Genomic DNA, 22,740 nt, shown 5'->3' on the forward strand with positions numbered 1-22,740 from the left:
GCGGTCCGCCCACCTTTTTCTTACCCTTTGGAGATTGAAATATGAGTGCTATCGTTGACATTATCGGCCGCGAAATTATCGATTCGCGCGGCAATCCGACCGTCGAATGCGACGTGCTTCTGGAGTCGGGCGTGATGGGCCGCGCTGCGGTACCGTCGGGCGCCTCGACCGGTTCGCGCGAAGCGATCGAACTGCGCGACGGCGACAAGAACCGTTACTTCGGCAAGGGCGTGCTGCAAGCCTGCGAAAACATCAATACCGAAATCTCCGAAGCCATCATGGGCCTGGACGCGAACGAGCAAGCGTTCCTCGACCGTACCCTGATCGACCTCGACGGCACCGAAAACAAGAGCCGCCTGGGCGCCAACGCCATGCTGGCCGTCTCGATGGCCGTGGCCAAGGCTGCCGCTGAAGAAGCCGGCCTGCCGCTGTACCGTTATTTTGGCGGTTCGGGCGCGATGCAAATGCCGGTGCCGATGATGAACGTCATCAACGGCGGCGCGCACGCCGACAACAACCTGGACATCCAGGAATTCATGATCATCCCGGTCGGCGCACCGAGCTTCAAGGAAGCGATCCGCTACGGCGCCGAGATCTTCCACACGCTGAAAAAGATCCTGCACGAGAAAAAGCTGGCCACCTCGGTCGGCGACGAAGGCGGTTTCGCGCCGAACGTGGCCAACCACGAAGAAGCCATCAAGCTGATCATGCAAGCGATCGAGCAGGCTGGCTACGAGCCGGGCACGCAGATCTGCCTGGGCCTCGATTGCGCCGCGTCCGAATTCTACAAGGATGGCAAATACCACCTTGAAGGCGAAGGCATGCAGCTGACCGCGACCGAATTCACCAACATGCTCGCGACCTGGTGCGACAAGTACCCGATCATCTCGATCGAAGACGCGATGGCGGAAAACGACTGGGATGGCTGGAAGATCCTGACCGAAGCGCTGGGCAAGAAGGTGCAGCTGGTGGGCGACGACCTGTACGTCACCAACACCAAGATCCTGAAAGAGGGCATCGAGAAAGGCATCGCCAACTCGATCCTGATCAAGATCAACCAGATCGGCACTCTGACCGAAACGTTCGCCGCCATCGAAATGGCCAAGCGCGCAGGTTATACTGCCGTCATCTCGCACCGTTCCGGCGAGACCGAAGACTCGACGATCGCCGACATCGCCGTTGGTACCAATGCCCTGCAGATCAAGACCGGCTCGATGTCGCGTTCGGACCGCATGGCCAAGTACAACCAGCTGCTGCGCATCGAAGAAGACCTGGGCGACATCGCCAGCTACCCTGGCCGTAGCGCCTTCTACAACCTGAAGTAAGCCGAACCGCACCGGCTGGCCGCGTGGCGGCCGGTGCCATCGTCCCAGTCATGCGCCTCATTACGCTCGTTCTCGCGACCCTCCTGCTCCTGATCCAACTGCCGCTCTGGCTGGGCAAGGGTGGGTGGCTGCGCGTGGGCGAACTTGAAAACCAGGTGCTCCTGGCGCAGCGCAAGACAGTGGAACTGAAGGCGCGCAACGCCAAGCTCGACTCCGAAGTCCACGACCTGACCAACGGCACGGGCGCGGTGGAAGAGCGCGCGCGTTTCGAGCTGGGCATGATCAAGAAAAACGAGATCTTCATCCAGATCCTCGACGCCAACGGCCACCCCAAGGAATCGGCCACCCCGCTGCCGCCTCCCAAGCCCGACGCCAAGACTACCCCCTGAAGCACCTTCCTAACACCGGGGTCAGACCTCTGATTCGAAATTAGTTGTCTTCTGGCATCGTTACGCCACACCGGGGTCAGAGCTCTGACTTGAAACAGTTTGTTCCGGGATAAATCCGCCGATCAAATTTTCGCCTCACCAAGCGACAAATGCCGCGCTGTTGACCGACCAGCCGTCGCTCCCGCTATGGGAAACGGATTGCGCGTCCGCCGACGGCACCCTGGCTCGCCCAGTAAGCGGCAAATCGCGTTGCTGCCTGTACAAAAATTGCTAATCAGAGGTCTGACCCCGGTTGTAGGGAGGTCACTCGTCAGCTTATAGGGAATTTCGCTCGATTCTGTCCAAATTCCTAGGCAGTAGTTTCGTGTATTTTCTCTGATTAACGTTGACAAGCGGCGCCAATCGGTATTTAATTTCTGTAACGACAGAAATGAATGAAATTGGAGAAATGATGGCACTGGGACCGACCGAACAGAAATTCGTCCTGCACTGGGGCGAGATGGGCACGCGCTGGGGCGTCAACCGCACCGTTGCGCAGATTCATGCGCTGCTGTTCCTGGCCAACCGTCCGCTGGCGGCCGAGGAGATCGCCGAGGCGCTGACGGTGGCGCGCTCGAACGTGAGCAACAGCCTCAAGGAGCTGCAAAGCTGGAACCTGATCCGCGTCACCCATCTGATGGGCGACCGGCGCGATCACTTCGTCGCCCTTCAGGATGTGTGGGAGATCTTCCGCGTCATCGTCGAGGAGCGCAAACGGCGCGAGATCGATCCGACCCTGACCGTGCTGCGCGAATGCGCCATCGAGGGCGATACCGATAGCGCGCTCGAACCAGCGTCGCTGGCGCGCATGAACGAAGTGCTGACCTTCCTCGACATGCTCGGCACGACCTACGACGATTACAAGCACCTGCCGCCCGCGACCCTGCAGCGTTTCCTGAAAATGGGCGGCAAGGTGGCGCGCTTTCTCGGCCCCGACGACAAGGACGCATCATGAGCAGCGCCGAACTGACCCTCTACTTCGACGGCAAATGCCCGTTCTGCCGGGCCGGCATGGCCAGGCTGGCGCAATGGGACAAAGCCGGGCATCTGGCCTTTGTCGATATCGCCGCTCCCGGCTTCGATCCGGCCCATCTCGGCGTCGACATGGCCGCCCTGAACCGCGAACTGCACAGCCGGACGCGCGACGGCCGCGTGCTGGCGGGGATCGACAGCATGCTGCGCGCCTACACCCTGGCCGGCCAGGCCTGGCGCGTGCTGCCGCTGCGCGTGCCCGGTTTGCGCACCTTGTGCAGCTGGTCGTACCGGCTGTTCGCGCGTCACCGCTACCTGATGTCGCGCGTGCTCGGTTATCGCGCTCCGGCTTGCACAGAGGGTGTGTGCGAGCGTCCCAATCCCTTCTTCAAACGATGAAAGCACCTATGCACTCTCCATTTCTGCGCCGCTGGGCCATCCGCTGGATGTACGCGGCCATCGCCACCCACCTGGTGGTCGGCATGCTGCTGCCATGGTTCGCCGACGCCGCCATCTTCAGCGGCTACCACCGCGGCATCGAAACGGCGTTCTGGGGCGCGACCGTGCCGGCGCCGGCCCATGCGCAGCAAATCTGGTGGATCTCGCTGTTCGGCCCCACCGTGCAAAGCGCGGCCCTCTGGATGGGCGCCCTGGCGTGGATCGGCGACCGCCAGCGCAGCGCATTCGCCTGGGGCGCGCTGATCGCCGGCATGCTGCTGTGGGCGCCGCAGGACATGATGGTGTCGCTGCGCGCGGGCTGCTGGGATAACATCTGGATCGATACCTTCGCGCTGGCCACCATGCTGCCGCCGCTGGTGTACCTTTACTGCGTCGACCGCACGCAAGCGGTGCGCACATGATCGCGTCCGAAGGCGAGTTATTCAAGAAGATCCTCGGTCCCGCATGGCGCGGCCTTCATCCCGACATCCAGGCGCGTTTCGACCATAACCCCATGCCCGGCAAACCCTTGCACTACACGGGCCGGATGACGGAACTGACCTGCTCAGGCGTCGGCCGCGTGCTGGGCTACCTGACCATGCCGCTGATCCAGGGCGCGCTGATGCCGTTTAACGATGCCGACTTCCCGGTCGATATCGAGGTGTACTCGAAACAGGGCAGCGCGGCCATTTTCAAGCAGCGTATCTATCGCCTCAACGGGCGCAAGCCGGTGCAGTTCACGTCCTACATGATGGAGAGCGCGCGCGGCGAGGTGCTCGAATACGTCGGCATGGGCATGGGCATGAAGCTGGTGCTGGCGGTGCGCGACGGGAACCTGCACTTCGAGAGCGATGGCTACTTCTGGCAGGTGCTGGGCGTGCGCATTCCCATCCCGGCCTGGTTCACGCCGGGTAAAACCTATCTGTGTCACCGCAATAACGACAGCGCGCAGTTCGATATCCGTATCGAGATCCGCCACGCGCTGTTTGGTACAACCTTCACGCAGGCGGGCGTGTTTCGCGAGGTGCGTGTATGAATACCCATTTGCTGGCGCTGCAGTTGATGGCCGTCCAGGGCTGTCTGGGTGCCTTCGACACCCTGTATCACCATGAACTGACCGAGGCCCTGCCCGGCCGCGCGAGCGCGCGCCTGGAACTGCGGATCCATGCGCTGCGCTCCCTGATTTACTGCGCCATGTATATCGGCCTGGCGTGCTGGCGCTTCAATGGTTTGTGGGCGGTGGCACTGCTGCTGGTGTTCGCGGTCGAGATCGCTCTGACCTTGTGGGATTTCGTGGTCGAGGACCAGACCCGCCTGCTGCCGGCCACCGAACGGGTCACGCATACCGTGCTGACGCTCAATGGCGGCGCTTTCATCGCGCTACTGGCCCTGAACGCTGGCGAGAGCATGACGCTGCCGACCGCGCTGGTATGGGAGCCGCATGGCGTCCTGAGCGCGTTCCTGCTGCTGTGCGGCGCCGGGGTCGGGCTGTCCGGCGTGCGCGATGCGTTCGCGGCGCGCGCCATCGCCCGCCAGGAGGCCCGGCCGCAGCGGCCCGCACTGCGCTTCGGCGCGACCGAATGCGCGGTGCTGGTGACCGGCGCCACGGGCTTCATCGGCCAGAAGCTGGTGCGCGCATTGGTGGCCGATGGCCATCGCGTCACGGTGCTGTCACGCCAGCCGCGCACGGCGGCCTGGCTGTTCGACGGCCGGGTGGAGTGCGTCAGCGACCTGGCGCAGCTGCCGCCGGCGCGCCGCATCGATGTGGTCATCAATCTGGCGGGCGCGCGCATTCTCGGCTGGCGCTGGAGCGAAGCACGTCAGGCGGCTTTGCGCGTCAGCCGCATCGGCCTCACGCGCAAGGTGGTGTCCTGGATCGCGGCCGCCGACCACAAGCCGGCGCTGATGCTGTCGGCGTCCGCCATCGGTTACTACGGCATCCAGGCGCGCGGTGACGATACCGTACTGACAGAAAGCGATGCGCCGCAGCCGATGTTCATGTCGGACCTGTGCCGCGAGTGGGAAGAAGCGGCCGGCACCGCCGCGGCCTATGGCGTGCGCGTGGCATGCATGCGTTTCGGCCTGGTGCTCGGTACCCAGGGCGCGCTGCCGATGATGCTGCTGCCGGTCAAACTGGGCATGGGCGGCCCGCTCGGCGACGGGCGCCAGTGGCTGTCGTGGATTCATGTGGACGATGTCATCGCCGGCATCGCCCATCTGTGGACCAGCGGGGAGGGCGGAGCCTACAACTTCACCGCGCCCGAGAGCCTGCCGCAGGCGGGCTTCAACCGGGCGGCGGCCAAGGTATTGAAGCGCCCTTACTGGCTGCCTACGCCCGGCTGGCCGATGCGCCTGGCGCTGGGCGAACAGGCCGACCTGCTGCTCGAAGGCCAGCGCGTGGCGCCCGCCAGGCTGCAGGCGAGCGGTTTCGCCTTCAACCATCCGACCCTGGCCGGTGCGCTGGCGAGTCTGTCGTGACGCTTAGTCGATCAGGGTCTTGACCAGGACCTTGCCCTCGCCGGCGGGGCTGTCCTGGCGCACCATCAGCTGGCTGCCTTTGGCGAACCAGAAGGTCGCTACGTAGCCAGGGCGGTTGTAGTCGGTCGTGACGACCCAGCATTCGATCATCCCGCCCGGGCCCGGGATGCTGGCCGATCCGGTGACCTTGAAGAGGTAGCGCGCCGGCCCCTGCTGACCGCCCGGGTGGTAAAAGTTGATGCTCGCTTCGTAGCCTTCGGCCAGCGGCAACGCCCGCAGCGTTTCGATATCGGTCTCGAAGTTGAAGCTTGGCTCGGGCGAGTTGAGCACCAGGTCCTTGTGGATGCTGTCGGCGAGTTCTTTCATGCCGGTGATTTTATCGGGTGCGAAAATGAACCCCCGACCACGCGCTTGCCGTCCTTTTCCACAATGCGCTCGTGCGTGCGCGGCCGCAGCGAGCCCGCATCGAACCAGGAGCTGACGGTCTTGAGCGACGCCGCCGATGGCGCCGTGTCGTAGCGCTGCCGGATCTGCATGCGCTTCTGGCCATCTTCGGTGGTAAAGCGGATTTCGCGTGTGATGATGTCGGCCGGTATCCGGCTCTCGCCGCTGCGCAGGTAGCGCAGGTAGTGGTGCACGCCTTCCTTGAGCAGCGCGGCGCGCGGCAGGACGGCGCCGACGTCGACCTTGGAGACGGCGGCGTGGCTGGAAGGGGCAAGGACAGCCGCCACGATCACGGCAGGCGATGCCAGTCGGGGTATGCGCATATCGCACATCTCCTGTACGTTAAAAACTCAAAAGGTCCTTCAATTCCTGGGCATTGCGGCGCGAGATTTCGAGCACTTTGCCGTCGCTCATCGTCACTTCGTAGCCGAGCGAGATCGATTCTTCGATGGCGCGGATTTCCTGCAGGTTGATGATGCACTGGCGGTTGGCGCGGAAGAAAAATTTGACCGGCAACCGCTCCTCGATGCTGTTCAGCGATTTTTTGACGTAGGCTTTTTCGCCGCCGAAGAAGATGCGCACGTAGTTCTTGCAGCTTTCGATATACCGGATCGTCTCCAGGCTCACCAGGTGGCAGCGTTCGCCGTCCTTCACGAAAATCTTGCTGTTGATGTCCAGCGGCGGCCGTGGCGCCGCTGCCGGCGCGGCGTCGGCGGCGGCCAGCTTGGCAATCGCGGTGGCCAGCCGTTCGTGGCTGACTGGCTTGAGCAGGTAGTCGACGGTGTTGTAGTCGAACGAGCGGATGGCGTATTCGGAATAGGCGGTCGTGAAGACAATGCGCGGCAGGTAGTCGAGCATTTCGAGCAGGTCGAATCCGCTGGCGCCGGGCATGTGGATGTCGAGGAACAGCACGTCCGGCCGCAGTTCGGCGATCAGCGGTGCCGCCGTCGCCGGATGGTCGGCCTGGCCGATGACCTCGACCCCGTCGAACTGGCCGAGCATGCGCACCAGCCCTTCGCGCGCCAGGCGCGAGTCTTCAATCACCATCACCCTCATGCCGCACGCTCCAGCGGCACCGTGATGCCGACCTTGAAGACGCCATCCGCGTGGGTGGTGTTCAGCGCGGCCAGGTCGCCGTACAGGAGATGCAGGCGCTGCCCGATATTGAGCAGGCCGATGCCGGTACCGCCGGCAGCCGGCACCGGCTTGTCGGGAGCGTCGTTGTGCACTTCCAGCAGCAGGCACTGGCCTTGCCGGGATGCGCTCACGGTCAACGTGCCGCCGCCCTGAAGCTGGTCGAGGCCATGCTTGACCGCGTTCTCGACCAGCATCTGCAAGACCATCGGCGGCATCAGCGCGTCGTCCAGGCCGGGCGCGATGTGAAGGGAAAAAGCCAGGCGTTCTTCCAGCTGCGTCTTGACGATGGCGAGGTACTTGGTGATGATGCCCACTTCATGGTGCAGGCTGACTTTTTCGTGCTGGCTGCTTTCGAGCGAATAGCGCAGGATGTCGGAGAACGAGGTAATCATCGCGTCGGCGCGCTGCGCATCTTCGTGGATCATGAAGCGAATGTTATTGAGTGAGTTGAACAGGAAGTGCGGGTTGAGCTGGTTCGACAGGCTGCTCAACTGCGCTTCCTTCAGATTGTTTTGCAGGCGCAGGTTGAACACTTCGGCCGTCTTGATGCGGCGGCTGCTGCTCACGCTGATGTAGATGAAGCCCCACACCGCCACGAACAGCTGGCTCTTGGGCGCTTCGTCGATGAATTTGTTCAGTAGGAGTTCGGACGGAATGATCGGGATGTTGAGTTTTTTATATTTGGCGCTGATGGTTTTCAAGAACATCGGCGCGACCGCGGCTGTGACGCAGGCGCCGATCACCATGCCGGCCACCGCGCTGTACAGCACCACGATGGCAATGAGCCTGGCGATCGGCACGGCGTCGCCGCCGCGCCGCTTGTACAGCCAGCGCAATACCAGTACCGCCAGCGTGTAGAACGGAATCCACGCCAGGCTGGAGTAGAACTGCATCCGGACCATGAAACCCCACGCGACGGCGATGGCGGTACTGGCCATGACACCCACCGCGACGGCGCTGCAGTGGTAAATCCAGAAGTCGCGGTCGCGCGGGAAGAAGTGCAGCTGCATGCGGTCGGGTTATCCAGTGAATGATCGGAGAGCGCATTCTAGCAAGGCGGCGCGCCCGGCTTTATTTGGCTGTCTTGCGCCGCTCCCGTTCGGCGGCGCGGGCTGTGGCCAACTCCGCTTCGAAACGCGCCACCGCAGGCACCTGCGGCCGCACCGGCCCACCCAGCGCAAGGCGGAAGCCTTCGCCGATGCTGCTTGGGTTTTCATCTCCCGCATGCCCGCGCACCACCGTGCGGGCGTCGCGCGCCCCGTAGCTACCGCCCCGGTGCATCTTCATGGGCGAATCACGCTTGTGGCAGTTGGTGGTCCATGCGGAACCGTCCGCCGGTGCGCCTTCGTAGTTCAGGTGCTCGCAATCGGCCACGAACTCGCCCACGTTGCCGATCATGTCGTACAGGCCGAAGGCGTTGGGCTCGTACATGCCGACCACCGTGGTGAATGCGGCGCCGTCTTCGCAGATGGCGCTCTTTCCGGTGCGGCCGATGAGCGCGGCGATCGCCTTGTTGCCCGAGAAATCGCGGATGTTCGCATGGCGGCACACCTGGCTGGCGTCGTCGCCGAACGGGTAGTCGGTCTTGCTGCCGGCGCGCGCGGCGTATTCCCATTCCGCTTCCGACGGCAGGCGGTACGGCTTGCCGGTTTGGGCCGACAGCCATTCGGCGTAGGCGGTGGCGTCCTTCCAGGTGACGCACATGACCGGATGGTAGTCGCTCGGTGCGTAGGCCGGCGTATTCCAGGCGCCCGGTGCCATTTCGATGCCCCATTCGGTGCTGCCGAACTTCCAGCATTCTTTCGGGGTCTTGTGGCCGGTCGCTTCGACGAACTGGCGGAACTGGCCGACGGTGACTTCGTACTTCGCCATCTGGAAGCTGGCCACGCGCACGTCGTGGACCGGCTGATCGGTCGGATAGTCCTTGCTCGTACCCGGGATGGTGCCGCCCATCGCAAACGTGCCGCCCTTGATGGCGACCATCGGGGGTTCGGTCACGCTGCCGGCGGCTGCCGCCGCGCTGGTGGATGCCATCAGGGCCAGTGAGAACAGGAGGGTGCTTTGCATGTCGTGCCTTCGTCAGGTGGGGTGGTGAGAATGACCACATTCTGTGCGAAACGGCCGCCATTGTCGGGAAAAGGTGCCGACCGGCGCTATGCGGGGATGAGCGGCGCGATCGGCCCAATCGGCACCCGCAGACACGTCCGGTAACACTTCTTACCGGACCATGCTGGTTGTAGGAGCCAAAGCGGGGTGTAATGGGTACATGGACGACACGCAGTAGTCGCCCTGGTCCCCGGAGAGGCGGCATTTCTCGCACGGTCCATATTGCTGCAGGCAGTATTTACGACAGGAGTTCATATGCACAAGAAAGCCCTCATCATCGCCCTCATGGCTGTTTGCATGGGCACCGGCAGCGCAGCCTTCGCTCAATCGCGCGACTACCGCGGCGAGCATGGCCAGCGCAGCGAGCACAATGAACGCAATGACCGTTATGAACGCAGCGACCGCCATGACCGCCATGACCGCCATGACCGCGACCGTCACCATGACCGCCGCGGCGACCGTTACGACAGCCCGCGCGGCGGCTACCAGGCTTACGATCATGGCCCATCGCGGCGTCACCACTTCCGCCGCGGCGCGTATCTGGATCACCAGTATCGCGGCAGCAGTTACGTGGTCAGCGACTGGCGCAGCCGCCGCCTGAGCGCGCCGCCGCGTGGCGCCCACTGGGTACATGCCAATGGCGACTATGCGCTGGTGGCCATCGCCACGGGCCTGATCACGCAGGTGCTGTTGAACCAGTGATCGTGGCGCCAGGCGCGCAGCCCGGGTGGGCGGCTACAATGCCGCTTTCTCCACGGCTGCGCCGCCTGATCCCATGACAATAAAAGAAAACCCCTTCCATCCCGACCTGCACGTGCTCCAGCGCGCGTACGACACGCACGGCATGGCCTGGACCGCGCCGCTGCACGAGGCGGAAAGCGCCGAGTATGCGGCCAGCAGTTTCGCGGTCGAGGGCATGCAGGTGCGCTTTCGCGTCGCCAAAATCACCCCGACCAAGGTTGGCCAGTTCGTCACGCTGTGGAAGCGCATCGGCACCTGCCCGATCCAGCCGTTCGACGAGACCGACCCGGTGGACCTGTTCGTGGTCAGTACCCGCGACGGGGACCAGTTCGGGCAATTTGTCTTTCCCAAGGCGGTGCTGGCGAGACGCGATATCGTGGCGCGCGCGGGGCAGGGTGGCAAGCGCGCGATCCGCGTGTATCCGCCATGGGTGCTCACGACCAGCAAACAGGCGCAGGCCACGCAGCGCTGGCAACTGCAGTATTTTCTCCCCGACGGTGCCGATGCGGCTGCCGTGCGCAGGCTTTATGGACCGCTCTGACGCTGCTGCTGTCACGACTTCTGCTGCGACTTCCAGTATTCCAGCGGCGACGTGCCCACCAGCTTGGTGAAGTCGCGCGTGAAATGGGCCTGGTCGAAAAAGCCGAGGTCACTGGCCAGTGCCGCCAGGTCCACCGGCGCCGGCCTGGCCAGGCGCCAGCTCGCTTCCTGCAGCCGGTAGCGCTGGATCACCCACTTGGGCGACACGCCCACATAATTACTGAACAGCCTTTGCAGCGCGCGTTCTTCGATTCCCACGTGTGCGCACAGGGCGGCCACGCTGGCCGGTCCGTCGATGGCTGCTGCGGCGTTGACGGCTTGTTCGGCGAGCAGCGCGCGCGCATCGGGCGCCGGCAGCACGGCGAGCAGCATCGCTTCGGCCGCGCCGACCATGTCGGCATCGCTGCCGCCATCGAGCACGCGCTGTTCGGCAGCGGCGGTGGGCACGCGCAGGACCTCGTCGAACGGCATGGTGCGGTCGGCCAGGCGCGAAACGGGATGCGCGATGAATGGACGCAGCCCGCCCGGCTTGAAGCGCACGCCGAGCACGCGGCCGGCACCCGCGACGGTGCGCTCGAACGCGCCGCGCACCACGCCGTGAATGGCGCTCTGGCCGCGGTCGAACACCAGGTGCGCATTCGGATATGGCAGCACGCGCTGGATTTCGGGCGCGCGTTCGCCCATGTGCCATTCGACGACCCAGAAGTAGTCGACAAAGTGCGCCAGCGCCGCCGATGGCGGGTAGGTGGCCAGGCGGATGCGGCGCGCCATGCCGAGCGGATCGACGACGCCTTTCGGCGTGGCTGGCGTGGTGTCGGGTTTATCCAAGATGTTTTTCGTCCTTGCGCTTAGTGTGGAGCTTCCCGTCAGCGAGCGCCATTGTGCCGTCGCCGCCCACTCTTGAATCGAAAGCCTGCCATGTCCTTGTTCCGCTTTAGCGCCGTCGCGCTCTCCCTGCTCGCCTTCCTGCAACCGGCTGCCGCTCAAACGTCGCCGGCCGCGCCGCCGATGCTGCGCGCCAGCGGGCCGTTCGAGATAGCGATCATACCCGCTGGCGCTCCCGAGAAGGAAGGCCGTACCGCCATCGCCCGCATGGCGCTCGACAAGCAGTATGGCGGCGCGCTGGCGGCCACCGGCAAGGGCACCATGCTCACGGCGGTGAGCGACACCAAAGGTTCGGCCGCCTACGTCGCCATTGAACGGGTCAGCGGCACGCTGGCGGGCAGGAAGGGCAGCTTCGTGCTCCAGCATGCGGGCACGATGCAGGGCGGAACGAGCCGGGCGCTCATCACGATCGTTCCCGATTCGGGCACGGAGGAGTTAAGCGGGATCACCGGCAGCCTCGCGCTCACGGTGGTCGACGGCAAGCACTTTTATGCGCTCGATTACGCGTTGGGGCACTAAGACGGCGGGTGCGCGAAGGCCGCTCATGATTTGATGAATTTTGCTCAGTAGTGCGTGCAGAGTAAGGCATCTTATCCACTCAATCGAAACCGCCCATACTGGCCGCTCGATTGAATACAGGAGGAATTTGCTGTGATGAAAACGCGTACGTTGGGATCGGCCGGCTTGTCGGTGTCCGCCATTGGGCTGGGCTGCATGGGGATGAGCTTTGCCTACGGCGGCGCCGACGACGCCGAATCGATCCGCACGCTGCACCGCGCCGTCGAGCTGGGCGTGACGATGTTCGATACGGCCGAGGTCTACGGCCCCTACGCCAACGAGGAGTTGCTGGCGCGGGCCTTGCGTGGCCTGCGCGGCAAGGTGTGCATCGCCACCAAGTTTGGTTTTCGCATCGGCGCGCAGGGGCGGGGCATGCAGCGGGTGACCGGAGTGGACAGCCGCCCCGCGCAGTTGCGTGCGGCGGTCGAGGGCTCGCTGGCCCGGCTGGGCGTGGAGGCGATCGGTCTGCTGTACCAGCGCCGGGTCGATCCGGCGGTGCCGATCGAGGAAGTGGTTGGCGTCATGGCCGATCTGGTCCGCGAGGGCAAGGTGCTGCATCTGGGCTTGTCGGAGGCGTCGGCCGGCACGCTGCGGCGCGCCTGCGCGGTGCACCCGATCGCCGCGCTGCAGTCGGAGTATTCGCTGTGGAGCCGCGAGGTGGAGGACGAGGTGCTGCCGGCGTGCCGCGAGTTGGGCGTGGGCTTCGTGCCTTACAGCCCGCTGGGCCGGGGTTTCCTCACCGGGCAGCTGGGTTCAACCGATGGGTTGGCGGCGGACGACTATCGGCGCGGTCTGCCGCGCTTCCAGGACGAGGCGCTGCGCGCCAACGCGCCGCTGGTGGCGCGGCTGGAGCAGCTGGCCAGCGCACGCGGGGTCAGCGCGGCCCAGCTGGCGCTGGCCTGGCTGCTGGCGCAGGGTGAGCAGATCGTGCCGATTCCGGGCGTGCGCCGGCTGGCACACCTGGAGCAGAATGTGGCCGCTGCGCAGCTGGAGTTGAGCGCGGCCGAACTGGCGGCGATCGCCGCCGCCGTGCCACGCGGCGCGGTGCGCGGCGCGCGCTACAGCGAGCAGGAGATGCCGATGGTGGGGCTGTGAGGTGCGGCGGCGTGGTCGAAGCGTGGGCCTATGTGCAGGTGATAGCGAAGCGCAGCTTCAGGCCGGCGTCAGGTCCAGCAGGTACCGGGCGCCGTCGACCCAGGCATCCTCGATCATGGCCAGGCGCGGCAGGTCGCCCGCATGGACGAAGCCGCATTTGCGCAGCACCGCCGCCGAACCCTGATTGGCGAGGGTGATCTCGGCCCGCAGCTCGCGCAGTTGCCAGGTCGAGCGGGCCAGAGCGATCAGGTGTTGCAGGGCGAACGTGGCCAGGCCCTTGCCTGTCTGGTCTTGCGCGATGCGGTAGCCCACTTCGGCGGAACCTTTGACGCGGTCGATATCCTTCAGATTGGCGCGTCCGACGATCCGGCCTTCCCCGTCGAGAAGCACGCACGGATGCCAGGTGCCGGCCGCATGGCCTTCCAGGTATTGCGCGATGTGGCGCGCCACGCCGTGCGGCGAATAGAACGCCGGGTCGCGCGCTTCGACGTGGCGCTCGAACCAGGCGCGGTTGGCCAGTTCGAATGCCAGCAAGGCGCCGGCGTCGTCATGGGCCAGCGTGCGCATGGTGTGGGTGGATGCCGCCCGCATGCCAGCTTATGCCGGCGGCGCGCTGGCGATGGTGGCCAGCACGGCGCGCACGGCGTCGGGTACGGGTACCGAACGGTTGCTCGCGCGCTCGACGTACACGTGAACGAAATGCCCGGCCGCCGCAGGCAGCGCTTCATCGTTGCGATACAGCGCCAGCTCGTAGCGCACGCTGGAGTTGCCCAGTTTGGCCACGCGCACGCCCACGTGCACCGTGTCCGGAAAGGCGATCGAGCTAAAGTACGAGCAGCCCGTGTCGACCACCAGCCCGACCACGGTGTCGGCGTGGATATCGAGCACGCCGCGCGCGATCAGGAACTGATTCACGGCGGTGTCGAAAAAGCTGTAGTAGACGACGTTGTTGACGTGCTGGTAGGCGTCGTTGTCCATCCAGCGCGTCGGAATCGCCAGAAAATGCGGGAAGGCGCAGCGTGGCGTGTCGCGCATGTCAGTGCTTTACGTCGCTGGCGGGAAGCAGCACTTCGACCGGCGTGTCGCCGCCCACGAACAGCTGCGCGCAGTCGACCTTGTCGAACGAATAGTGCTTGCCGCAGAAGTCGCAGTCGATCGCCAGCTGGCCCAGTTCATCGAGGGCGCCGTCGACTTCCTCGCGGCCCAGCATCTTGAGCATGTTGCCGACTTTTTCGCGCGTGCAGCTGCAGTGGAACTGGGGATGGGCCGGCTCGAACACGCGGATCGTCTCTTCCCAGAACAGGCGGTTCATCAGGGTCTGGATATCGGTCGAGAGCAGCTCTTCCTGCTTCAGGGTCGAGGCCAGCATCACGGCGCGGTTCCAGGTTTCCAGTTCGTCGGCTTCGCTGCTTTGCTTGATCTGGTCATCCTTGCCGCTGTGGCGCGGCAGCTTTTGCAGCAGCAGGCCGCGCGCGACGCTGTCGTCGGCCGCCAGCCACAGGCGCGTGTCGAGCTGCTCGGAACGCAGCATGTAGTTTTCGATGACGGTTGCCATGTCGTCGCCGTCGAGCGGCACGATGCCCTGGTAGGGCTGCTGGCCGGGCATCTTGTCGGTCGGGTCGAGCGTGATGACGAAGCGCCCCTTGCCGCCGGCGTTGAGCAGCTCGGTCAGGCTGGCGTCGTCGGCCACGCTCGCACCCTCGGCCAGCTTGGCGGTGGCGCGCATGCGCAGGTCGGAATCGCATTCGACCACCAGCAGGCGCACCGGCCCGTCGCCATGGATCTGCATGATGATGGCGCCGTTGAACTTGAGGTTGGCCGACAGCAGGGCCGCCGCCGCCACCATTTCGCCGAGCACCGTCTTGACGGCCGGCGGGTAGCTGTGGCGCTGCTGGATCTCGCGCCAGGTGCTGGAGATTTCGACGAACTCGCCGCGCACGGCGGCATTGTCGAAGATGAATTTTTGCAGGGTGTCGTTGGTATTGTCTGTAGTCATTGTTTATCCGATCTTTTTCAGTTGCGTCTTGAATAGCTGGCCGCGTGCAACATAGCTGGCGGCGCTGCCTTCGAGACGCGCGATGTCTTCCGCGCTCAGCGTGCGCACGGCCTTGGCCGGGGCGCCGATGATGAGCGAGTGGTCAGGGAATTCTTTTCCTTCGGTCACCAGCGCACCGGCGCCGACCAAGCAACCCTTGCCGATTTTTGCGCCATTGAGGATCACGGCCTGGATGCCGATCAGCGAGCCATCGCCCACCGTGCAGCCGTGCAGCATGGCTTGGTGGCCGACCGTCACATTGCTGCCGATGGTGAGCGGATAGCCCATGTCGGTGTGCATGACCGTGCCTTCCTGTACGTTACTGTTGGCGCCAATCGTGATGCGCTCGTTGTCGCCGCGAATGGTCACGCCGGACCAGACCGAGGTATTGGCCTCCAGCGTCACTTTGCCGATCAGGCTGGCCGAATCGGCGACGTAGGCGGACGCGTGAATCTCGGGCGCATGCTCGCCCAGTTGGTAGATAGCCATTTTGAATGTCGGGAAGCGTTGGAATGGCGCTATTTTACGCCGCCCCGGCGCTTTCGACGCGGCATGGCGGTTTACCACCGCGTCAAGGGAAGGTTGGGGGTTTTCTTCTAATCACAAGGCGGGGCGGCGCAAGACTATTTGTTTCGCGTAGGATAGCTTTCTTTTATGACACATTTATAGCGGAGGCTTCATGCGACTTTCCCCTGTTTCGCGCCTGGCCGGTGCGCTGGCCCTGGCCACCGCCCTGGCGGCTCCGGCGGCGCGCGCTGCCGATTTCACCACCACCGACGGCTACCACGCCGCCTGCCGCGAGGTGGCCAAGGGCGCCGTGCCCAAGGATGACGATGCGCGCATTGCCGCCGTCATCTGCCGCGATACGGCCCTGGTGCGCCAGATCGTCACCTGGGGCACGCGTGGCTTCGAGCGGATACATAAAGACCGTACGTCGAATGACGCCATCGTGGTCGAGGTGACCAAGGAAATCGACTACGTGATCGCCGAACTGGGCGCCACGCGCAAGCTGTTGGCCCAAATCAAGCTCGGCAAACGCAAGTCGCTGCGCCTGGCACCGGCGCAGTGGGAGCTCGATCTCGACAGCGATGGCCAGGTCAAGCTGTGGGAAAAATACCTGTTCGCCCTGCCCAAGCGCGGGCACCAGGAGTTCCGCATGAGCGGCCCGAGTAACGATCAGGAATATTACGACCGCGAATACAATCTCGGCGCCGTGATCCGGGTCGACCAGAGCGATATTTTATGGTCGCTGGCATACCATCATTTCATCGAGGGCTTGCTGACCAATGTGCGCGCGTTCGACCTGGCCAAGGACCATAACGGTGTGATCCTGGCGCGGCCGGCCTTGCTCAAGGCGGCGCACCAGTTGATCGGCAACGGCTTCCTGGTCTCGGGCAAGATGCGCCAGGAAGTGCTGGCCGAGACCGATGACGACGAAGAGTGGATCGGCAACCCCAAGCAGGCCAACACCGTCTTCCCGGTGCCGCTCGACACGGCCGATTTCGCCAGTTGGAACATGATGATCAAGGAAATGTCGGCGCTGTGGCAAGGCCGCAGCTTGTTGCCCGCCGCGCAGGGCGGAAACGGGATGCTGGCGGCGATGGCGCCCTTGTGTCCGGAGGGGACCGGCTTGAATGTGGCCAGGGTGTATCTGCAGCCGGCGGCGGCCGGTACCCTGTACGCTTTCCGCCACACCAAGCTGCCGACCAACCATTGCCAGCGCATCGACAAGACCCATCCGGTCTCGCCGCTGCCCGAGATGGCCGAACAGGCCAGCAAAACGAATACCGGCATGGGATTCCTGCGGTATTTGTACTGGACCAATTAAGCGGGTCGCCCTTTTTCCGCTGCGACTCAACCTGGAGGAATATCGGCCATGAAAGCACAGTTGATCAGCGTCGAAGACGACGAAACGGGCACTGCGGTGATGCTGATCGACGGCGTTGACATAGCGGCCATGAACTGCTTGGGGTACGGGAACGCTGGCGCCGCCTGTCCTGCGGTTCCTGGCCGGGTCCGGTTGATTTCCGCGTGACACGTGACATACTTTGAAATGACATGTGTCGTGGGAAAGGGAGGCAACAATGAAGGCAGCATCAGCGCGAGACACGCCGGCGCGCGCCGTCGCTGAATCATCGATCGCTACCGGCGAGCTGGCGAAGTTCCCAAAAACCGTCATGTTTCTGGGCGGCGAAGCGGCGATGAAGCGGAAAATCGAAACCAAGCTCGACGTTCATGTACTCATCATGGAGGGGTTTCCCAACGCTGTCATGACCTTTCTGATCGAAAGTCTTCCTGAATTGAAGAATCCCGAGTTTCTTCAAAAAACTGTCGGCATGAGCAAAAGGACGTCGCAGCGCAAGCACGCTGCGGACAAGCTCCTTACCAGCGAACAAAGCAGTAAAGCGTGGAACTTTGCCGAGGTGATGACCCAGGCTAGCGCGGTGTTCGGATCGAAGGAAGAGGGTGTTCGGTGGCTTGGTGAACCTGCGCTGGCGCTTGAAGGGCGGCGTCCACTTGATTTGCTGTCGACGAGTGCGGGTTAATCTGGTGAAGGACCTGCTCACCAGACTGGAATACGGCGTTTACGCGTGACACCTTTACCGGACATCTCGGGTCATGCAAGCCTGGTTGCCTGGCGCCTGGATCAAGCCGTGCACGCGCCCGCATGGGACAGCGGCGAAGGTGCCTTCCGCGTCGGCGGCCGCTGGAATGTCACGGGTTCCAAATACGTTGTTTACTGCTCGCTCGACCCCGCGACAGCGATACTCGAGGTGGCGGTTCACAAAGGATTTAAAACCTTGGACACGGTTGCGCACGTACTGACGTCGCTGCGGATCGATCCGACCGTCGGTCCGCGTGTACACGTTGTCAATCCATTGGATCTGCCAAACGCGAACTGGCTTACCCCAGGCGTGCCGAGTATTGGTCAGCAGCAGTTTGGGGACGCGTTGCTGGACAAACATGAGTTTGTACTCTTGCCGAGTGTCGTTTCAAAACATAGCTGGAACCTCATCTTCGATAGCAAACGAGGCCGCAAGATGGTCGCCAAGGCGTTCCAAGAGGCGTTTGCAGTTGACACCCGCTTGCATCCACCCGCTACCTGAACCTGCTCGTGCTAGTTGGCCGCAGCCCCGGCCGAGGCCAGCGGCAACGCGAAAAAGGTTCTCCGGTATAATTCGAACGGTCGTTCTTTTTTATTGCCGAGTGTCCCATGAAACCATCCCGTTCCGAATTTCTGACCGTACGCGGCTTGCGTACCCACGTGCGCCACTGGGGCAGGGAGGGTGCGCCCAAGCTGTTCATGGTGCATGGCTGGATGGATGTGTCCGCCTCGTTCCAGTTCGTGGTCGATTGCCTCAAGAATGATTGGCACGTCATTTCGCCCGACTGGCGCGGCTTCGGGCTGACCGAGCGCAGCCATTCGGACACCTACTGGTTCCCCGACTACGTGGCCGATCTCGATGCCATCGTCGACCATTACGCGCCGGGCGAGGCAATCAACCTGCTCGGCCACAGCATGGGCGGCAACGTGGTCGGCATTTACGCCGGGGCGCGCCCGGCCCGGGTGCGCCGCCTGATCAATCTGGAAGGCTTCGGCATGCCCGCGTCGAACCCGGAAAAGGCGCCGCGGCGCTATGCCAAGTGGCTCGATGAAATGCGCGAGCCGCCTTCGCTGCGCACCTATCCGAGCCAGGCGGCGGTGGCGGCAAGGCTGCAAAAGACCAATCCGCGCCTGTCGGACGCACGCGCGCAGTTTTTGTCGCAGCACTGGTCGGCCCGGAACAATGCCGGCGAGTGGGAAATCCTGGGCGACCCGAATCACAAGAAGCCGACGCCGCTCGGCTACCAAGTGGAAGAAGTGATGGCGTGCTGGTCGGCCATCACCGCGCCGGTGCTGTGGGTCGAGGCGGAGGATACCAATATGTGGCAATGGATGGGGCCGCGCGAGGAAGCACGCATCGAGGTCGACCGTCGCCTGGGACACTTGAAAACGGTGACCACGCGCATGATGGCCGATGCCGGCCATATGCTGCACCACGACCAGCCGGAGGCGCTGGCCGCGATGGTGGAGGCATTCCTGGCGTAAGGCATGGAGCCTGGGGGGCGCAATCCGCCACACTCCGCCACACTCCGCGCCAATCGCTCAGTCAGCGTACAATAAAGCCTGTCCCCACTCTGTTGCCGATCCGAGCGTTGCCTGCGTATGCTGAATGTAGATCTCCATTGTCACTCGACCGTGTCCGACGGCGTCCTGGCGCCGGCCGCCGTCGCCAAATACGCGCATAAAGCGGGGGTGAACGTGTGGGCCCTGACCGACCACGATGAAGTCGGCGGCGTGGCCGCGGCGCGCGCGGCGGCCGGCGAACTGGGCATGCACTTCGTCTCGGGCGTCGAAATTTCGATCACCTGGGCCAACCACACCGTGCACATCGTCGGCCTGCAGATCGATGCCGACAATCCCGGCCTGGTGCAGGGCCTGGCGGACACCCGCAGCGGACGCGATGCGCGCGGGCGCGAAATGGCCGACCAGCTGGCGCGGGCGGGCATTCCCGGCGCCTACGAGGGCGCGCTCAAGTTCGTCGACAATCCCGACCTGATGTCGCGCACCCATTTCGCGCGCTACCTGGTCGAGTCCGGCGTGTGCGCGAATATTCCGGAAGTGTTCCGTAAATACCTGGTCGAAGGCAAGCCCGGCTACGTGCCGCACCGCTGGGCCAGCCTGACGCAGGCGGTCGGCTGGATTCGCGGCGCCGGCGGCATCCCGGTGATCGCCCATCCGGGCCGCTACAAGCTGGGCATGGTGGGGCAGGGCGCGTTGTTCGATGAATTCAAGCAACTGGGCGGCACGGCGATCGAGGTTGTCACGGGCAGCCACACGCCCGATCAATATCACCTGTACGCCGAGGAAGCGCGGCGTTATGGCTTCCTGGCCTCGCGCGGCACCGATTTTCATGCGCCGGGCGAGTCGCGCGTGGATTTCGCGGCCTTACCGCCGCTGCCGTCCAGCGTCAAGCCGGTCTGGCACGACTGGTTCTAATGCAGGGTGCAAGGCTCGCCGTAAGGCTCGCCGTAAGGCTTGGCGGCATTGCTTACACCACGCTTAAAACGCGCCCTTGCTGCCCTGGCGGCAACGGCGCGGCTCTTGTATTTGCCCTGGTCAGCCCTATCTTATTTTCCTGTTCATTAATGTCGAAGCCGGGAGGCTTGCCATGAAGCGTGTTTTGCTGTTCCTTGCCACCAACCTTGCCGTGATCCTCGTCCTGACGCTGGTACTGAACGTGTTCGGCATCGCGCGCGGGGTCAGTGCGTCCGGCATCAATATCGGCCAGCTGCTGGTATTTTCGGCCGTGGTCGGATTCACCGGGTCGTTCATTTCCTTGCTGATGAGCAAAACGATGGCAAAATGGTCGACTGGCGCGCGCGTCATCGACAATCCGGTCAACGCCAACGAGGTGTGGCTGGTCAATACCGTGCGCAAGCTGGCCGAACGGGCCGGCATCAGCATGCCCGAGGTCGCCGTCTACGAAGGCGCGCCGAATGCCTTTGCCACCGGCGCGTTTAAAAATTCCGCCCTGGTCGCCGTTTCCACGGGCTTGTTGGAAAGCATGGACCGCGACGAAGTCGAAGCCGTGCTCGGGCACGAAGTGGCCCACGTCGCCAATGGCGACATGGTGACGCTGACCCTGATCCAGGGCGTGGTCAATACCTTCGTGGTGTTCCTGGCGCGCGTCGTCGGCTTTTTCGTCGACAAGGTTTTGCTGCGCGGTAACAGCGACCGGGGTCCCGGCATCGGCTATATGGTCACCGTGTTCGTGTGCGAACTGGTATTCGGCCTGGTCGCCTCGATCATCGTCGCCTGGTTTTCGCGCCAGCGCGAATTCCGCGCCGACGCCGGCTCGGCCAAGCTGCTGGGCAGCCCGCGTCCCATGCAGCAAGCCCTGATGCGTCTGGGCGGCCTGGCGCCCGGCGCCTTGCCGTCGCAAATGTCGGCGTTCGGCATTTCCGGCCACGGCAATGGCTGGGGTGCGCTGTTCTCGACCCACCCGCCCATGGAAGAGCGTATCGCCGCCCTCAACAACCTGCCGCCCGCATGAGCCAATTCTTTCAAATCCATCCCGACAACCCGCAGGCGCGGCTGATCAAGCAGGCCGCCCAGATCATCCACGGCGGCGGCATTGTCGCGCTGCCGACCGACTCGTGCTACGCCCTGGTGTGCCACCTGGACGACAAGGGGGCGGTAGAAAAGTTGCGCCGCATCCGCGGCATCGATGAAAAACACCATCTGACCTTGCTGTGCCGCGACCTGTCCGAGATCGCGGTGTATGCGCGGGTCGACAACCGCCAGTTCCGCCTGTTGAAAGCCGCCACCCCGGGCCCGTACACGGTGATCCTGGAAGCGACCCGGATCGTGCCGCGCCGCCTGTCGCACCCGTCGCGCAAGACCATCGGCCTGCGCGTGCCCGAAAACGCCATCGCCCAGGCGCTGCTGGCCGAACTGGGCCAGCCGCTGCTGGGCACCACCCTGATCCTGCCCGACCCGGACGGCGAAGGCAGCGAACTGCTGACCGACGCCGACAGCATCCGCGAGCGCATCGACAAGCAGGTCGACCTGATCGTCGACGGCGGCGCCTGCTCGCTCGAACCGACCACCGTGATCGACCTGACCGGCGACGACGTCGTGCTGGTGCGCCAGGGCCGCGGCGACGCCGCCGTGTTCGGCCTTTGACCCGCCCCGCGGCCCCCGGGACAGCGCCAGGGCCGCGTGCCCGCTCTGCTAGAATCGTCCGATGAATAGCACTCACCAGACCGTCCAGGCACTGCTAGTGTTCGCGATTCCGGTCCTGTTCGCCATTTCGCTGCATGAAGTGGGGCACGGCTACGTGGCCCGGTATTTCGGCGATCCGACCGCGGCCAACGAAGGTCGCCTGAGCATCAATCCACTGCGTCACATCGACCCCTTCGGCACCGTGGTGTTGCCGCTGGTGCTGTACTGGCTGATCCAGTTGCCCTTCGGTTACGCCAAGCCGGTCCCGGTCGAGTTCGACAAGCTGCGCAATCCCAAAAAACACATGGCCTTCGTGGCCCTGGCCGGCCCGGCGGCCAATTTCGCCATGGGCGTGGCCTGGAGCATCATCGGCATCCTGCTGGCGGTGGCCGGCGTCAGCGAGCGCTTCTGGTACGACATGGTGCGCGCCGGGGTGAGCGTCAACGCGGTCATGATGGTATTTAACCTGCTGCCGATCCCGCCGCTCGACGGCAGCCACGTGCTGGCCAGCGTGCTGCCTGAGCGCGTGCTGCGCTGGCTGCCGGCCGTGCCGCCGGACGGCGGACGGACCCTGGCATCGCTGCTGCCGTCCGGCATGCTGGCAGCTTTGCCCAAACGCATGATTCGCCTCATGAACGATGTCGCCGTGATCGATGTGCTCATTTTCGCGGCCTTCATCCTGCTGATGCGCCTGCATGTGCTCGACAGCTTCCTGTCCAGGGCGATGACGATCGCGATTGCGGCATTTTCCAAGGTTGCCTCTCCCTTTTATTTTCTCCTGAGTTAATT

Annotated in this window: 30 protein-coding genes; 20 read left to right on the forward strand and 10 right to left on the reverse strand. The window is 64.1% G+C overall.

Going from position 1 to position 22,740, the window contains the following annotated elements:
* Nucleotides 1-41 precede the first annotated feature (41 nt).
* The 7 genes from eno to RBA40_RS25890 all read left to right on the forward strand — a co-directional run bounded on the left by eno (nt 42) and on the right by RBA40_RS25890 (nt 5,641).
* A complete protein-coding gene (gene eno, locus RBA40_RS25860; RefSeq protein WP_099875780.1) occupies nt 42-1,325 on the forward strand; it encodes a phosphopyruvate hydratase in 1,284 nt (427 codons plus the stop codon).
* A gap of 50 nt (nt 1,326-1,375) precedes the next feature.
* Nucleotides 1,376-1,714 carry a cell division protein FtsB gene (ftsB, locus tag RBA40_RS25865; protein WP_306651088.1) on the forward strand — a complete coding sequence of 113 codons (339 nt, stop codon included), beginning with the start codon at nt 1,376-1,378 and terminating at the stop codon, nt 1,712-1,714.
* A gap of 451 nt (nt 1,715-2,165) precedes the next feature.
* Nucleotides 2,166-2,708, forward strand: coding sequence for a GbsR/MarR family transcriptional regulator (locus tag RBA40_RS25870; protein WP_306651154.1), 543 nt, complete (start codon nt 2,166-2,168; stop codon nt 2,706-2,708).
* The gene (locus tag RBA40_RS25875; protein ID WP_306651090.1) at nt 2,705-3,124 is read left to right on the forward strand and encodes a thiol-disulfide oxidoreductase DCC family protein; all 420 of its coding nucleotides are present in this window, start codon (nt 2,705-2,707) and stop codon (nt 3,122-3,124) included. The genes RBA40_RS25870 and RBA40_RS25875 overlap by 4 nt, the downstream gene beginning before the upstream one ends.
* 8 nt (nt 3,125-3,132) lie before the next feature.
* Nucleotides 3,133-3,585, forward strand: a complete 453-nt coding sequence (locus tag RBA40_RS25880; protein ID WP_306651092.1) for a cell division protein — start codon at nt 3,133-3,135, stop codon at nt 3,583-3,585.
* The gene (locus tag RBA40_RS25885) at nt 3,582-4,199 is read left to right on the forward strand and encodes a DUF4166 domain-containing protein (protein WP_306651093.1); all 618 of its coding nucleotides are present in this window, start codon (nt 3,582-3,584) and stop codon (nt 4,197-4,199) included. Before RBA40_RS25880 ends, RBA40_RS25885 begins: the two co-directional genes overlap by 4 nt.
* Complete coding sequence (locus RBA40_RS25890) at nt 4,196-5,641, forward strand: TIGR01777 family oxidoreductase (protein WP_306651095.1); 1,446 nt, start codon at nt 4,196-4,198, stop codon at nt 5,639-5,641. The genes RBA40_RS25885 and RBA40_RS25890 overlap by 4 nt, the downstream gene beginning before the upstream one ends.
* A gap of 3 nt (nt 5,642-5,644) precedes the next feature.
* Here the strand turns inward: RBA40_RS25890 and RBA40_RS25895 are convergent, their stop codons facing one another.
* The 5 genes from RBA40_RS25895 to RBA40_RS25915 form a co-directional block, all read right to left on the reverse strand.
* Nucleotides 5,645-6,007, reverse strand: coding sequence for a DUF3108 domain-containing protein (locus RBA40_RS25895; RefSeq protein WP_306651097.1), 363 nt, complete (start codon nt 6,005-6,007; stop codon nt 5,645-5,647).
* Nucleotides 6,004-6,408: a hypothetical protein gene (locus tag RBA40_RS25900; protein ID WP_306651098.1), complete on the reverse strand. Its 405-nt coding sequence runs from the start codon at nt 6,406-6,408 to the stop codon at nt 6,004-6,006. Before RBA40_RS25900 ends, RBA40_RS25895 begins: the two co-directional genes overlap by 4 nt.
* A gap of 19 nt (nt 6,409-6,427) precedes the next feature.
* Nucleotides 6,428-7,132: a LytR/AlgR family response regulator transcription factor gene (locus tag RBA40_RS25905; RefSeq protein ID WP_306651100.1), complete on the reverse strand. Its 705-nt coding sequence runs from the start codon at nt 7,130-7,132 to the stop codon at nt 6,428-6,430.
* Between the two features lie 5 nt (nt 7,133-7,137).
* The gene (locus tag RBA40_RS25910; protein ID WP_306651101.1) at nt 7,138-8,232 is read right to left on the reverse strand and encodes a sensor histidine kinase; all 1,095 of its coding nucleotides are present in this window, start codon (nt 8,230-8,232) and stop codon (nt 7,138-7,140) included.
* A 61-nt stretch (nt 8,233-8,293) separates the two neighbouring features.
* Entirely contained in the window at nt 8,294-9,289 is a 996-nt protein-coding gene (locus tag RBA40_RS25915) for a formylglycine-generating enzyme family protein (RefSeq protein ID WP_306651103.1), read from the reverse strand.
* A 294-nt stretch (nt 9,290-9,583) separates the two neighbouring features.
* Between RBA40_RS25915 and RBA40_RS25920 the strand changes: the two genes are divergently transcribed.
* Together RBA40_RS25920 and RBA40_RS25925 are read left to right on the forward strand one after the other, a co-directional pair.
* Complete coding sequence (locus tag RBA40_RS25920; protein WP_306651104.1) at nt 9,584-10,030, forward strand: RcnB family protein; 447 nt, start codon at nt 9,584-9,586, stop codon at nt 10,028-10,030.
* A gap of 73 nt (nt 10,031-10,103) precedes the next feature.
* Nucleotides 10,104-10,610 carry a MepB family protein gene (locus RBA40_RS25925; protein ID WP_306651105.1) on the forward strand — a complete coding sequence of 169 codons (507 nt, stop codon included), beginning with the start codon at nt 10,104-10,106 and terminating at the stop codon, nt 10,608-10,610.
* A gap of 11 nt (nt 10,611-10,621) precedes the next feature.
* Here RBA40_RS25925 and RBA40_RS25930 read toward each other — a convergent pair whose 3' ends face one another.
* Nucleotides 10,622-11,437, reverse strand: a complete 816-nt coding sequence (locus tag RBA40_RS25930; protein ID WP_306651106.1) for a helix-turn-helix domain-containing protein — start codon at nt 11,435-11,437, stop codon at nt 10,622-10,624.
* A gap of 90 nt (nt 11,438-11,527) precedes the next feature.
* Between RBA40_RS25930 and RBA40_RS25935 the strand changes: the two genes are divergently transcribed.
* Entirely contained in the window at nt 11,528-12,013 is a 486-nt protein-coding gene (locus RBA40_RS25935) for a DUF3224 domain-containing protein (RefSeq protein WP_306651108.1), read from the forward strand.
* 135 nt (nt 12,014-12,148) lie between these two features.
* Nucleotides 12,149-13,147: an aldo/keto reductase gene (locus tag RBA40_RS25940; RefSeq protein WP_306651109.1), complete on the forward strand. Its 999-nt coding sequence runs from the start codon at nt 12,149-12,151 to the stop codon at nt 13,145-13,147.
* 57 nt (nt 13,148-13,204) lie between these two features.
* On the opposite strand, the gene RBA40_RS25945 is transcribed toward RBA40_RS25940, so the two are convergent.
* From RBA40_RS25945 to RBA40_RS25960, 4 genes are read right to left on the reverse strand one after another with little or no spacing between them, the layout of a single operon-like run.
* Nucleotides 13,205-13,738 (reverse strand): GNAT family N-acetyltransferase, encoded by a 534-nt coding sequence (locus RBA40_RS25945; RefSeq protein ID WP_306651110.1) that lies wholly within the window; start codon nt 13,736-13,738, stop codon nt 13,205-13,207.
* A gap of 6 nt (nt 13,739-13,744) precedes the next feature.
* Nucleotides 13,745-14,182 carry an acyl-CoA thioesterase gene (locus tag RBA40_RS25950; protein WP_306651111.1) on the reverse strand — a complete coding sequence of 146 codons (438 nt, stop codon included), beginning with the start codon at nt 14,180-14,182 and terminating at the stop codon, nt 13,745-13,747.
* Nucleotide 14,183: 1 nt separating this feature from the next.
* Complete coding sequence (hslO, locus tag RBA40_RS25955; protein WP_306651112.1) at nt 14,184-15,143, reverse strand: Hsp33 family molecular chaperone HslO; 960 nt, start codon at nt 15,141-15,143, stop codon at nt 14,184-14,186.
* A gap of 3 nt (nt 15,144-15,146) precedes the next feature.
* Nucleotides 15,147-15,671, reverse strand: coding sequence for a gamma carbonic anhydrase family protein (locus RBA40_RS25960; protein ID WP_099875800.1), 525 nt, complete (start codon nt 15,669-15,671; stop codon nt 15,147-15,149).
* Between the two features lie 190 nt (nt 15,672-15,861).
* On the opposite strand from RBA40_RS25960, the gene RBA40_RS25965 reads away from it, so the two are divergent.
* From RBA40_RS25965 to RBA40_RS26005, 9 genes are all read left to right on the forward strand, one after another.
* Entirely contained in the window at nt 15,862-17,010 is a 1,149-nt protein-coding gene (locus RBA40_RS25965; protein ID WP_306651114.1) for a hypothetical protein, read from the forward strand.
* 48 nt (nt 17,011-17,058) lie between these two features.
* Nucleotides 17,059-17,217: a hypothetical protein gene (locus RBA40_RS25970; RefSeq protein WP_306651116.1), complete on the forward strand. Its 159-nt coding sequence runs from the start codon at nt 17,059-17,061 to the stop codon at nt 17,215-17,217.
* A gap of 49 nt (nt 17,218-17,266) precedes the next feature.
* A complete protein-coding gene (locus tag RBA40_RS25975) occupies nt 17,267-17,728 on the forward strand; it encodes an Xre family toxin-antitoxin system antitoxin (protein ID WP_306651117.1) in 462 nt (153 codons plus the stop codon).
* Between the two features lie 45 nt (nt 17,729-17,773).
* Entirely contained in the window at nt 17,774-18,289 is a 516-nt protein-coding gene (locus RBA40_RS25980) for an RES family NAD+ phosphorylase (protein WP_306651118.1), read from the forward strand.
* Nucleotides 18,290-18,396: 107 nt separating this feature from the next.
* A complete protein-coding gene (locus tag RBA40_RS25985) occupies nt 18,397-19,272 on the forward strand; it encodes an alpha/beta fold hydrolase (RefSeq protein WP_306651119.1) in 876 nt (291 codons plus the stop codon).
* A 117-nt stretch (nt 19,273-19,389) separates the two neighbouring features.
* The gene (locus RBA40_RS25990) at nt 19,390-20,223 is read left to right on the forward strand and encodes a 3',5'-nucleoside bisphosphate phosphatase (protein ID WP_306651121.1); all 834 of its coding nucleotides are present in this window, start codon (nt 19,390-19,392) and stop codon (nt 20,221-20,223) included.
* A 172-nt stretch (nt 20,224-20,395) separates the two neighbouring features.
* Nucleotides 20,396-21,280, forward strand: a complete 885-nt coding sequence (gene htpX, locus RBA40_RS25995) for a protease HtpX (protein WP_306651123.1) — start codon at nt 20,396-20,398, stop codon at nt 21,278-21,280.
* Nucleotides 21,277-21,912, forward strand: coding sequence for an L-threonylcarbamoyladenylate synthase (locus tag RBA40_RS26000; RefSeq protein ID WP_306651124.1), 636 nt, complete (start codon nt 21,277-21,279; stop codon nt 21,910-21,912). The genes htpX and RBA40_RS26000 overlap by 4 nt, the downstream gene beginning before the upstream one ends.
* A 61-nt stretch (nt 21,913-21,973) precedes the next feature.
* A complete protein-coding gene (locus tag RBA40_RS26005; RefSeq protein WP_306651125.1) occupies nt 21,974-22,738 on the forward strand; it encodes a site-2 protease family protein in 765 nt (254 codons plus the stop codon).
* The last annotated feature ends 2 nt before the right edge of the window (nt 22,739-22,740 follow it).

The sequence above is a fragment of the Massilia pseudoviolaceinigra genome, assembly GCF_030846505.1.
Taxonomy (GTDB): domain Bacteria; phylum Pseudomonadota; class Gammaproteobacteria; order Burkholderiales; family Burkholderiaceae_D; genus Telluria_A; species Telluria_A violaceinigra.